The sequence below is a fragment of the [Enterobacter] lignolyticus SCF1 genome (assembly GCF_000164865.1).
GTDB classification, from domain to species: Bacteria; Pseudomonadota; Gammaproteobacteria; order Enterobacterales; family Enterobacteriaceae; genus Enterobacter_B; species Enterobacter_B lignolyticus.
Genome location: NC_014618.1, coordinates 4,635,314 through 4,647,627, shown reverse-complemented (window position 1 = coordinate 4,647,627; position 12,314 = coordinate 4,635,314). Strand labels below are relative to the sequence as shown.

The following is a 12,314-nucleotide window of genomic DNA, read 5'->3' as shown; positions in this document are numbered from 1 at the left end:
GAGGTTGAATATGACGACAATTATTGCAGTAACCGCGTGTCCGTCCGGCGTAGCGCATACCTATATGGCGGCAGAAGCGCTGGAAAGTGCGGCAAAAGCCAAAGGCTGGCAGGTCAAAGTTGAGACCCAGGGGTCTATCGGCCTTGAGAATGAGCTGACGGCGGAAGATGTCGCGGCGGCGGATATGGTGATCCTGACCAAAGACATCGGTATCAAGTTCGAAGAGCGCTTTCAGGGGAAAACCATAGTGCGCGTCAATATCAGCGATGCGGTAAAGCGCGCCGACGCCATTATGAACAAAATTGAAGCCCATCTGGCGCAAACCGCCTGACGCCAGCCCGCCCGCAGGGGCGGGTACGTTTGACGCATAAGGAGTGCCCCATGACGAATCGTATCCAGCGCCTGAAAGACGCTCTGTTTGCCCATCCTCGCGAGATCTCTCTCGAACGCGCCCTGCTGTACACCGAAAGCCATCGCCAGACGGAAGGCGAGCCGGTCATGCTGCGGCGGGCGAAGGCGACGGCGCATATTCTTGACCATGTAGAAATCGCGATTCGTGATGAGGAGCTGATCGCCGGTAACCGGACGGTGAAACCGCGCGCCGGAATTATGTCGCCTGAGATGGACCCGTACTGGTTGCTTAAGGAGCTGGACGCCTTCCCAACGCGCCCGCAGGACCGTTTCGCCATCAGCGAAGACGATAAGCGGATTTACCGCGATACGCTTTTTCCCTACTGGGAAAAACGGTCAATGAAGGATTTTATTAACGGTCGGATGTCAGACGAGGTCAAAGCCGCGGTCAATACGCAGATTTTTAGCATCAACCAGACGGACAAGGGTCAGGGACATATCATCATTGATTATCCGCGGCTGCTGGAAAACGGGCTCGGGGCGCTGGTGGCGCAGCTGCAGGCGCATTGCCGGGATGCACCGGATAACGTGTTCTACCAGGCGGCGCTGCTGCTGCTGGAAGCCTCGCAGCGGCATATTTTACGCTATGCACGTCTTGCCGAGGCGCTGGCGCAGCAGTGCGCGGACGGCCAACGTCGCGAAGAGCTTCTCGCCATTGCCGGGATTTCCCGGCATAACGCGCAGCATAAGCCGCAGACGTTCTGGCAGGCCTGTCAGCTATTCTGGTACATGAACGTGATTCTGCAGTACGAGTCGAACGCCAGCTCATTGTCCCTTGGGCGCTTTGACCAGTATATGCTGCCCTTCTGGCAGGCTTCGTTAACCCAGGGGGAGAGTCCTGACGTCCTGCATGAGCTGCTCGCGTCGCTGTGGGTAAAATGCAATGACGTGGTGCTGCTGCGTTCAACCAGCAGCGCGCGCTATTTTGCGGGTTTCCCCACCGGTTATACCGCACTGCTTGGCGGACTGACGGAGAACGGGCGCAGCGCGGTGAACGTGCTCTCCTTTGCCTGTCTTGACGCGTATCAGAGCGTCAGGCTGCCGCAGCCGAATCTCGGGGTGCGGGTCAATGATCTGATTGACGGTTTGTTTCTGCGCAAAACGGCAGAAACCATCCGTATGGGCACCGGTATTCCGCAAATCTTTAATGATGAGGTGGTGGTTCCGGCGTTTCTGAACCGCGGTGTGTCGCTGGAGGATGCGCGCGATTATGCCGTTGTTGGCTGCGTGGAGCTGTCGATTCCGGGGAAAACCTACGGGTTGCACGATATCGCCATGTTTAACCTGCTGAAGGTGATGGAGATCGTGCTGCACGAAAATGAAGGGAATGCGGCGCTGACGTGGGAAAGCCTGTTGGCGCAGATCCGCAGCAAAATCAGCCATTACATTGCGCTGATGGTCGAGGGTAGCAATATCTGCGATATCGGCCATCGCGACTGGGCGCCGGTGCCGCTGCTGTCTTCGTTTATCAGCGACTGCCTGCAGCACGGCAAAGAGATTACCGACGGCGGCGCGCGCTACAACTTCTCCGGCGTGCAGGGAATTGGTATTGCGAATCTCAGTGACTCCCTGCATGCGCTGAAGGGGATGGTGTTTGAGCAGCAGCGCTTAGGTTTTGACGACCTGTTGGCGGAGTTAAAGACGAACTTTGCGACGCCGGAAGGGCAAAGGATTCGCGCCCGCTTGATTAACCGCTTTGAAAAATACGGTAATGATATTGATGCCGTCGATGACATCAGCGCCGATCTGCTGCGTTATTACTGCAAAGAGGTGGAGAAATACCGCAATCCGCGCAACGGGCAGTTTACGCCGGGCTCCTATACCGTATCGGCGCACGTGCCGCTGGGAGCGGTAGTTGGCGCGACGCCGGATGGCCGTCTGGCCGGTGAGCAGCTGGCCGATGGCGGTCTTTCGCCGATGCTCGGACAGGATGCCCAGGGGCCAACCGCGGTGCTGAAATCGGTCAGCAAGCTGGATAACTATCTGTTGTCCAACGGAACGCTGCTGAATGTGAAATTTACGCCCGCCACGCTTGAGGGCGAAGCGGGCCTGCATAAGCTGGCGGATTTCCTGCGCGCGTTTACCCGGCTTAAGTTACAGCATATCCAGTTTAACGTGGTGAACGCCGATACGCTGCGGGAAGCGCAGTCGCGACCGCAGGATTTCGCCGGGCTGGTGGTGCGCGTGGCGGGTTACAGCGCCTTCTTTGTCGAGCTGTCGAAGGAGATACAGGATGACATTATCCGCCGCACCGCGCATCAGCTGTGAGGTGCTGGAGACGCGCGCTGATGTGGCGCGTATTTTCAATATTCAGCGCTACTCTTTGAATGATGGGCGCGGTATTCGGACGGTGGTGTTTTTTAAAGGCTGCCCGCATCGCTGTCCGTGGTGCGCGAACCCGGAATCGCTTTCACCCCATATTCATACCGTACGGCGGGAGAGCAAGTGCCTGCACTGCGCACCTTGTTTGCGCGATGCCAATGAGTGTCCGTCCGGCGCCTTCGAGAATATCGGGCGCGATGTGACGCTGGATGCGCTGGTTCAGGAGGTGATGAAAGATGACGTTTTCTTTCGCGCTTCCGGCGGCGGCGTGACCCTCTCCGGCGGCGAAGTGCTGATGCAGGCGCCGTTTGCCGCGCGCTTTTTGGCGCGCCTGCGCCAGCTGGGCGTGCATACGGCGATGGAGACCGCTGGCGATGCGCCGCTGTCGCGTTTGCTTCCGGTAGCGAACCAGTGCGACGAGGTGTTGTTCGATTTAAAAATCATGGATGCCCGTCAGGCAAAGCTGGTCCTGAACCTTAACCTGCCGAGAGTGCTGGCGAATTTTCGTCATCTTGCGGCGTCAGGGATCTGCGTCATTCCGCGCATTCCGCTGATCCCGGGCTATACCTTAAGTCAGGAAAATTTACAGCGCGTGTTGGCGTTTTTACAGCCGACAGGCGTGACCGTCCTGCATCTGTTGCCGTTTCACGCGTACGGTGAGCCAAAGTACCGGCTTCTGGGGAGGGACTGGGCGATGAAGGGGATTCCCGCGCCTTCCGCTGATGAGGTGGGGGCGTTGCGACAGCGTGCGGAGCAGGCGGGGTTCCAGGTCACGGTGGGAGGCTAATATGACGGCGACAGGCGGACGGTTTCTGGTGGCGGTAACGGCGTGTGTGAGTGGCGTGGCGCATACCTATATGGCGGCGGAGCGGCTGGAGAAGTTGTGTCAGCAGGAAAAATGGACCATCAAAGTGGAAACTCAGGGGGCGCTGGGCATTGAAAATGCGTTAAGCGCAGAGGATATTCGTCGCGCAGACGCGGTGCTGTTGATTACCGATATTGATCTGGCGGGTGCTGAGCGGTTTACGCAAAGCCGGTATGTGCAATCGGGGATTTATGTCTTTCTGCGCGATCCGCAGAAGGTGATGAGCGCAGTGCGTAAGCTGCTGTCGGCGCCGCAGCGCACGCATATCATTCTGTCGCCGTAAGCTGGCTGTGGTACTGGCGGCGATACTCGGATGGCGAGCGGTCCGTATTTTTGCGAAACAGTCGGCAAAAATAGTTGCTGTCGGGAAAACCACAGGCATGCGCCACTTCTTTCACTTTCATATCGTAACCCTTCAATAAGGCTTTTGCCTTTTCCAGCCGGACGTAGTTCAGATATTCGTTAAAACCCAGCGCGCAGCTTTTATTAAACAGATGCGAGAGGTAATTCGGGGAAATATAGAAGGCCTGCGCGACCGATTCCCGGCTCAGCGCGTCGGCATAATGGGTATCAATATGGTCGCGGATGGCCTCGAACAGCGCCTGGCTGCGGGAGGCGGTCTGGATATGGCTGTTGAGTAAATCGGTACAGTGACTGAGTAAGCTCAGGGTGATAAGCCGTGTCGTTTGGCTTTCCTGCTGCTGCATGTGCGCTTCACTGAGCGCCTGTAATAAAAACGATCCCACCCGAGGCCCTCGGCGGGCTACATGGCGTTTCGCCAGGTTTTGCAACGCCACGCCGTCCCAGCGCTGGATGCTAAATCCCAGCTGCTGTTTTCCGAACAGAATACTGAGCGTCGTTGCCGGCAGACGCCAGTCCGGGCAGTTCCAGCTTCCGGCAGGGACAAACAGAACGTCGTGCTGCTGAAGCATTAACGCGCCGTCGGTGATGCCGCCTTCAAGGACGACCTCAATGCGAGGAAAATCAACCTGAAAAGCCATTTCGGGTACGGGCGCGCTGGCGCTGGCGAAATGCACCTGGCGCAGCGGTGATGCGCCGTTTATCAGATCCGTCAGAATGTGGGTAATATCGTGATGCATGGCGTGAATACCGAGGTAATGCCCGGCGGCGCTTGCCGGGCCTGCATGAAGCCCTGAACAGGCCGGGCAAGCGCAAGCGCCGCCCGGCACAACCGATTAGCCGGTGTTACGCATCCCCGCCGCAACGCCTGCAATCGTCACCATCAGCGCCTGTTCAACGCGTGGGTCCGGCGCCTCGCCTGCTTCTTCCGCCTGGCGCGAACGGTGCAGCAGTTCGGCCTGCAGCACGTTCAGCGGGTCGGTGTAGATGTTACGCAGCTGGATGGATTCGGCAATCCACGGCAGGTCGGCCATCAGGTGGGAGTCGTTGGCGATATCCAGCACCACTTTGATGTCGCCCTCAAGCAGCTTGCGCAGCTCAGCGCCGAGCGGCCACAGCGCTTTGGTCACCAGACGCTGATCGTAGTATTCCGCCAGCCACAGGTCGGCTTTAGAGAACACCATCTCCAGCATGCCCAGGCGGGTGGAGAAGAACGGCCAGTCGCGGCACATGGTTTCCAGTTCGCTCTGCTTACCGCCGGCCACCACCTGCTGCAGCGCCGCGCCCGCGCCCAGCCAGGCCGGCAGCATCAGGCGGTTCTGGGTCCAGGCGAAGATCCACGGAATGGCGCGCAGGGACTCGACGCCGCCGGTCGGACGGCGTTTGGCCGGCCGTGAGCCCAGCGGCAGTTTACCCAGCTCCTGCTCCGGCGTGGCGGAACGGAAATAGGGGACGAAATCTTTGTTTTCACGGACATAGCCGCGGTACATCTTGCAGGAGACGTCCGACAGCTCGTTCATGATATGGCGCCATTCGGCTTTCGGCTCCGGCGGCGGCAGCAGGTTGGCTTCCAGAATCGCGCTGGTATACAGCGACAGGCTGCTGATGGTGACTTCCGGCAGGCCGTACTTGAAGCGGATCATCTCGCCCTGCTCGGTAACGCGCAGGCCGCCTTTCAGGCTTCCCGGCGGCTGTGAGAGCAGCGCCGCGTGCGCAGGCGCGCCGCCGCGGCCGATAGATCCGCCGCGGCCGTGGAACAGCGTCAGCTCGATACCGGCTTTTTCGCAGGTTTTGATCAGCGCGTCCTGCGCCTGGTACTGCGCCCAGGAGGCGGCCATCACGCCCGCGTCTTTCGCCGAGTCGGAGTAGCCAATCATCACCATCTGCTTGCCCTGGATGAAGCCGCGATACCAGTCGATGTTCAGCAGCTGCGTCATCACGTCGTTGGCGTTGTTGAGGTCGTCCAGGGTTTCAAACAGCGGGGCGACCGGCAGCGCGAAGCCGATACCGGCCTCTTTCAGCAGCAGGTGTACCGCCAGCACGTCGGACGGCGTTTTGGCCATGGAAATCACATAAGCGGCGATGGAGCCCTTTGGCGCTTCGGCAATGACTTTGCAGGTGTCGAGGACCTCGCGGGTCTCGTCGCTCGGTTCCCACTGGCGCGGGAGCAGCGGGCGCTTGGAGTTCAGTTCGCGGATCAGGAAGGCCTGCTTGTCGGCTTCCGACCAGCTTTCGTAGTCGCCGATGCCGAGGTAGCGGGTCAGTTCGCCCAGCGCTTCGGTGTGACGGGTGCTTTCCTGACGGATGTCGATACGTACCAGCGGTACGCCGAAACACTTCACGCGGCGAAGGGTGTCCAGCAGCTCGCCGTTGGCGATGATGCCCATCCCGCAGGCCTGCAGGGATTTATAGCAGGCGTACAGCGGTTCCCAGAGCTGTTCGTTTTGCGTCAGCAGACCGGCCGGTTTTGGCAGCTTCTCGCCCTTGAGGCGCGCTTCCAGCCAGGTCTGAGTCGCCATCAGCTGGCTGCGCAGGTTTTTCATCAGGTGGCGATACGGCTCCTGCTCGCCTTCCGCGCCGGCCAGGGCGCGCAGCTCCGGAGTCGCTTCCACCATCGACAGCTCGGAAATCAGCACCTGGACGTCTTTCAGGAACAGATCGGTGGCCTTCCAGCGGCTTAGCAGCAGCACATGGCGGGTAATGTCAGCGGTTACGTTCGGGTTGCCGTCGCGGTCGCCGCCCATCCAGGAGGTGAAGCGAACCGGGACGAAATCCACCGGCAGGCGGTAGCCCAGATTCGCTTCCAGCTGTTCGTTCAGCTCGCGCAGGTAGTTCGGCACGCCTTCCCACAGGCTGTTTTCCACCACCGCAAAGCCCCACTTGGCTTCATCAACCGGGCTTGGGCGGAGCTTACGAATTTCATCGGTATGCCAGGACTGCGCGATCAGCTGGCGCAGACGGCGCATCAGCTGGTGGCGTTCGTAGTCGGCAATGTCTTTGTTATCCAGCTGCTTTAGGCAGCTGTTCACTTCCACCATTTTGTGGATAAGCGTCCGGCGGGTGATCTCCGTCGGGTGCGCGGTCAGCACCAGCTCCAGGGACAGAGACTCAACCGCTTTTTTGATGGTAGCGTCGTTGAGTTCGGGTTGGTCTTTCAGTTTTCGCAGCGTACGCGCGATCACTTCAGGGTTGCTGGCCGCTTCGCCGTTCGGTGAAATGCTGTGATACTGCTCGGCGGTGTTGGCCAGATTCAGAAACTGGCTGAACGCGCGCGCGACCGGCAGCAGCTCATCGTTGGACAGATTTTGCAACGTGGTGAGCAGCTCCTGGCGGTTTGCTTCGTTACCGGCTCGAGAGGATTTCGACAGCTTACGGATGGTTTCTACACGATCAAGAATGTTCTCGCCAAGTGCGTCCTTGATGGTTTCACCAAGCACCTTACCGAGCATACTGACATTACTGCGCAAAGCGGAATATTGTTCGTTCATATTACCCAGACACCCTACCTGTATTATTTTCGCCTTACTTTATAAAGCCACGTAAAAACCCCTGCGTCAATTGCGGCGAAATCGCTTCAGCAAACGAATAAATGTCGACAATTTGCGAAATTTAATTCGCGAAGCGCCAGATAAGCGCTGCTTATGGATATGTGATGGAGATCGCACCGTTTTCCCCTCTCCCTGTGGAAGAGGGGTTGTCATTAGTGCCAGCAGAAGTGATGGACGACCTGGGTAATCAGCTCGCGGGTCGGTTTGATAAACCGCGTTTCCAGATATTCATCAGGCTGGTGCGCCTGGTTGATGGAGCCGGGGCCCAGCACCAGCGTCGGGCATAAGGTCTGGATATAAGGAGCCTCGGTGCAGTAGTTCACCACTTCGGTATGGGTGTTGAGCAGCTTTTCCACTACCTGCACCAGCTGGTGATCCGGCGGGCATTCGTAGCCCGGGATCGGCGGATGCAGCTCCGATACCGTCAGGCGGCCCGGCCACTTCTCGCTGACCGGCGCCAGCGCGTCGTTCAGCAGCCCGTTGAGGTCGTCAAGCGTCATACCCGGCAGCGGGCGGATGTCCATATGCAGCTCGCAGCAGGCGCAGATGCGGTTGGCGGCATCGCCGCCGTGAATGCTGCCGAGGTTGAGCGTCGGCCAGGGCACCGCGAAGGCGTCATAGCGATAGCGCTCTTTGAGCGTATCGCGCAGGTGCATGATGTGGCCAATCGCGTCGTGCATCAGCTCGATGGCGTTGACGCCGCGCGCCGGGTCGCTGGAGTGTCCGGATTGCCCCAGTACGCGAATCGCGCTGGAAATATGGCCTTTGTGCGCCCGCACCGGCTGCAGCGAGGTCGGTTCGCCGATGATGGCGCAGTCCGGGCGCAGGGTGGTGGATTCGGCGAAATAGCGCGCGCCCGCCATGCTGGTCTCTTCATCGGCGGTCGCCAGGATGTAGAGCGGCTTCTTAAGCGTCGTCACATCGACGTCACGCAGCGCGTCAAGAATAAAGGCGAAAAAGCCTTTCATATCCGCCGTGCCGAGACCGTAGAGCTTGTTGTCGTGTTCGGTCAGGGTAAAGGGATCGCGGGTCCAGCGCCCATCGTCAAAGGGGACGGTATCGGTGTGTCCGGTCAGCAGCAGGCCGCCGCTGCCCTGGCCGGTGCTGGCCAGCAGGTTAAACTTATGGCGCGTGCCGGGGACGGGTTGGATCTCAACGTTGAACCCCAGCGTCGCGAACCAGTCTGCCAGCAAATTGATTAAAGCTTCATTACTCTGATCGAGGGATTCTTCCGTGGCGCTGATGGACGGTGTGGCGATCAATGCGCGATAAATCTCGATAAACGGCGGTAAATTGTTTTTCATTGTTGACACACCTCAGGTCATGATAGTATCAATATTCATGCAGTATTTGTGAATAAAAATACATTATCGTTGAGCATAAAGGAACCCGATGTTGAATACGCTGATTGTAGGCGCCAGCGGTTATGCAGGCGCGGAGCTGGTGAGCTACATAAATCGTCATCCGCATATGAACATAACCGCTTTGACAGTCTCAGCGCAAAGCAATGATGCCGGAAAGTTAATTTCTGAGCTTCATCCGCAACTGAAGGGCATTGTCGATCTCCCTCTGCAGCCGATGTCCGACATTCGGGCGTTCTGCGGCGGCGTCGACGTGGTGTTCCTGGCGACCGCGCATGAGGTCAGCCACGATCTGGCGCCGCAGTTTCTTGAAGCGGGCTGCGTGGTGTTCGATCTTTCCGGCGCGTTTCGCGTCAACGATGCGGCGTTTTACCCGCGCTATTACGGCTTCACTCATCAGCACCCGCAGCTGCTGGAGCAGGCGGTCTACGGGCTGGCGGAGTGGAGCGGCGACAAGCTTAAAGAAGCGAACCTCATCGCCGTTCCGGGCTGCTATCCGACGGCGGCGCAGCTGTCGCTGAAACCGCTGATCGACGCCGGGCTGCTGGATCTCACCCAGTGGCCGGTGATTAACGCGACCAGCGGCGTGAGCGGCGCCGGGCGTAAAGCCGCGCTCTCTAACAGCTTCTGCGAAGTGAGCCTGCAGCCGTACGGCGTGTTCAACCATCGTCATCATCCGGAAATTACGACCCACCTGGGCGCGGAGGTGATTTTTACGCCGCATCTGGGTAATTTTAAGCGGGGGATTCTGGAAACCATTACCTGCCGTCTGCAGCCGGGCGTCGCCCGCGAGCAGGTGGCGGACGTCTTCCGTCAGGCCTATGCCGACAAGCCGCTGGTGCGCCTGTACGACAATGGCGTTCCGGCGCTGAAAAACGTGGTCGGCCTGCCGTTTTGCGATATCGGTTTTGCCGTACAGGGCGAGCATCTGATCGTGGTAGCGGCCGAAGATAACCTGCTGAAAGGCGCGGCGGCGCAGGCGGTGCAGTGTGCCAACATTCGTTTCGGCTTCGCTGAAACGCAGTCTCTTCTTTAATGGATAACAGCGTGATGAATAATCCTTTAATTATCAAACTCGGCGGCGTGCTGCTGGACAGTGAAGAAGCGCTGGAGCGCCTGTTTACCGCGCTGGTGAACTATCGCGCCGGGCATCAGCGTCCGCTGGTGATCGTCCACGGCGGCGGCTGCGTGGTGGATGAGCTGATGAAAAAGCTCAACCTACCGGTGAACAAGAAAAACGGCCTGCGGGTGACCCCCGCCGACCAGATCGACATTATTACCGGCGCGCTGGCGGGTACGGCGAACAAAACCTTGCTGGCCTGGGCGACAAAGCACAAGATTGCGTCTGTCGGCCTGTATCTCGGTGACGGCGGCAGCGTGAAGGTGAGCCCGCTTGATGAAGAACTGGGCCACGTCGGCCAGGCGCAGCCGGGCTCTCCGGCGCTGATTAACCTGCTGCTGGAAGGCGGGTTCCTGCCGGTGGTCAGCTCTATCGGCGTGACCGCTGAGGGACAGCTGATGAACGTGAACGCGGACCAGGCGGCCACGGCGCTGGCGGCAACGCTGGGCGCGGATCTGATCCTGCTCTCCGACGTGAGCGGCATTCTGGACGGCAAAGGCCAGCGCATTGCGGAAATGACCGCGGCGAAAGCCGAGCAGCTGATTGACCAGGGCATTATCACCGACGGGATGATCGTCAAGGTGAATGCGGCGCTGGACGCCGCCCGCGCGCTGGGCCGCCCGGTGGATATCGCCTCATGGCGCCACGCGGAGCAGCTGCCGGCGCTGTTTAACGGCACGCCGATCGGCACGCGTATTCTGGCGTAATCGATTTATTGTTTTGTAGGCCCGGTAAGCGTAGCGCCGCCGGGCAATGAAATTCAAAGATATTAAGGAAGCAGGCTATGGCACTTTGGGGTGGGCGTTTTACTCAGGCAGCGGATCAACGGTTCAAACAGTTCAATGACTCTTTGCGCTTTGACTATCGCCTGGCGGAGCAGGATATCGTTGGCTCTGTGGCCTGGTCCAAAGCGCTGGTGACGGTCGGCGTCCTGACGGCTGACGAACAGCGCCAGCTGGAAGAGGCGCTGGGCAACCTGCTGGAAGAGGTGCGGGCGAACCCGCAGCAAATCCTCGACAGCGATGCCGAAGACATTCACAGCTGGGTGGAAGGCAAGCTTATCGATAAAGTCGGCCAGCTGGGTAAAAAGCTGCATACCGGGCGCAGCCGTAACGACCAGGTGGCGACCGACCTCAAGCTGTGGTGCAAAGACACCGTGGCGGAGCTGCTGGCGGCAAACCGCCAGCTGCAGGGCGCGCTGGTGGAAACCGCGCAGCACAATCAGGACGCGGTGATGCCGGGCTATACGCACCTGCAGCGCGCGCAGCCGGTGACGTTCGCTCACTGGTGCCTGGCCTATGTCGACATGCTGGCGCGCGATGAAAGCCGCCTGCAGGATACCCTGAAGCGTCTTGACGTCAGCCCGCTGGGCAGCGGCGCGCTGGCGGGGACCGCCTATGAGATTGACCGTGAACAGCTGGCGGGGTGGCTGGGTTTTGCCTCGGCGACCCGCAACAGCCTGGACAGCGTTTCCGACCGTGATCATGTGCTTGAGCTGCTGTCCGATGCGTCTATCGGCATGGTGCACCTCTCCCGTTTCGCCGAAGATCTTATCTTCTTTAACTCCGGGGAAGCCGGTTTTGTTGAGCTGTCCGACCGCGTGACCTCCGGTTCATCGCTGATGCCGCAGAAGAAAAACCCGGATGCGCTGGAGCTGATTCGCGGCAAATGCGGCCGCGTGCAGGGCGCGCTGACCGGCATGATGATGACCCTGAAAGGTCTGCCGCTGGCCTATAACAAGGACATGCAGGAAGACAAAGAGGGGCTGTTCGACGCGCTGGATACCTGGCTTGACTGCCTGCATATGGCGGCGCTGGTGCTGGACGGCATTCAGGTGAAGCGTCCGCGCTGCCAGGAAGCGGCGCAGCAGGGCTACGCCAACGCGACCGAGCTGGCGGACTACCTGGTGGCGAAAGGCGTGCCGTTCCGTGAGGCTCACCATATTGTCGGCGAAGCGGTGGTCGAAGCGATTCGTCAGGGGAAACCGCTGGAAGGGCTGTCGCTTGGCGATCTGCAAAAATTCAGCGCGGTGATTGGCGACGACGTGTATCCGATACTGTCGCTGCAGTCGTGCCTTGATAAGCGCGCGGCAAAAGGCGGCGTGTCGCCGAAGCAGGTCGCGCAGGCGATTGCGGATGCGAAAAACCGTCTGGTTTGACGATGCTGCGGTGTGATGCCCTCACCCCAACCCCTCTCCCACGAGGAGAGGGATAGGGTGAGGGGAAAAATAGACAGCCTGGTTTATCACCGGGCTTTTTTACGCAAAAAAAAGCGGACCACGGGGTCCGCAAAAGTTCACGTTGGCTTTAGTTGTTTCGGGTATGAGA

The 12,314-nt window shown here is 59.4% G+C and carries 10 protein-coding genes; 7 read left to right on the top strand and 3 right to left on the bottom strand.

Annotated features, from left to right (window positions below):
* The first annotated feature begins 10 nt into the window (after positions 1-10).
* Genes ENTCL_RS21550 through ENTCL_RS21535 form a run of 4 tightly spaced genes read left to right on the top strand, consistent with a single transcriptional unit; the run spans position 11 to position 3,881 of the window.
* Positions 11-331 (top strand): PTS fructose-like transporter subunit IIB, encoded by a 321-nt coding sequence (locus ENTCL_RS21550; RefSeq protein WP_013368233.1) that lies wholly within the window; start codon positions 11-13, stop codon positions 329-331.
* Between the two features lie 50 nt (positions 332-381).
* Positions 382-2,679, top strand: coding sequence for a formate C-acetyltransferase (locus ENTCL_RS21545; protein ID WP_013368232.1), 2,298 nt, complete (start codon positions 382-384; stop codon positions 2,677-2,679).
* Positions 2,645-3,520: a [formate-C-acetyltransferase]-activating enzyme gene (locus tag ENTCL_RS21540; protein ID WP_013368231.1), complete on the top strand. Its 876-nt coding sequence runs from the start codon at positions 2,645-2,647 to the stop codon at positions 3,518-3,520. Before ENTCL_RS21545 ends, ENTCL_RS21540 begins: the two co-directional genes overlap by 35 nt.
* Before the next feature lies 1 nt (position 3,521).
* Positions 3,522-3,881: a PTS fructose-like transporter subunit IIB gene (locus tag ENTCL_RS21535; protein WP_013368230.1), complete on the top strand. Its 360-nt coding sequence runs from the start codon at positions 3,522-3,524 to the stop codon at positions 3,879-3,881.
* Here the strand turns inward: ENTCL_RS21535 and ENTCL_RS21530 are convergent.
* The 3 genes from ENTCL_RS21530 to argE all read right to left on the bottom strand — a co-directional run bounded on the left by ENTCL_RS21530 (position 3,865) and on the right by argE (position 8,810).
* Positions 3,865-4,698 (bottom strand): helix-turn-helix transcriptional regulator, encoded by an 834-nt coding sequence (locus ENTCL_RS21530; RefSeq protein WP_013368229.1) that lies wholly within the window; start codon positions 4,696-4,698, stop codon positions 3,865-3,867. The two genes, ENTCL_RS21535 and ENTCL_RS21530, sit on opposite strands and share 17 nt — an antisense overlap.
* Before the next feature lie 96 nt (positions 4,699-4,794).
* A complete protein-coding gene (ppc, locus tag ENTCL_RS21525; protein ID WP_013368228.1) occupies positions 4,795-7,446 on the bottom strand; it encodes a phosphoenolpyruvate carboxylase in 2,652 nt (883 codons plus the stop codon).
* 212 nt (positions 7,447-7,658) lie between these two features.
* Positions 7,659-8,810: an acetylornithine deacetylase gene (argE, locus tag ENTCL_RS21520; protein WP_013368227.1), complete on the bottom strand. Its 1,152-nt coding sequence runs from the start codon at positions 8,808-8,810 to the stop codon at positions 7,659-7,661.
* 88 nt (positions 8,811-8,898) lie between these two features.
* Here argE and argC point away from each other — a divergent pair, with 88 nt between their 5' ends.
* The 3 genes from argC (at position 8,899) to argH (ending at position 12,145) form a co-directional block, all read left to right on the top strand.
* Positions 8,899-9,903 carry an N-acetyl-gamma-glutamyl-phosphate reductase gene (gene argC / locus ENTCL_RS21515; protein WP_013368226.1) on the top strand — a complete coding sequence of 335 codons (1,005 nt, stop codon included), beginning with the start codon at positions 8,899-8,901 and terminating at the stop codon, positions 9,901-9,903.
* Between the two features lie 14 nt (positions 9,904-9,917).
* Positions 9,918-10,694: an acetylglutamate kinase gene (gene argB, locus ENTCL_RS21510; protein WP_013368225.1), complete on the top strand. Its 777-nt coding sequence runs from the start codon at positions 9,918-9,920 to the stop codon at positions 10,692-10,694.
* A gap of 77 nt (positions 10,695-10,771) precedes the next feature.
* Positions 10,772-12,145, top strand: coding sequence for an argininosuccinate lyase (gene argH, locus ENTCL_RS21505; protein WP_013368224.1), 1,374 nt, complete (start codon positions 10,772-10,774; stop codon positions 12,143-12,145).
* Positions 12,146-12,314 lie beyond the last annotated feature (169 nt).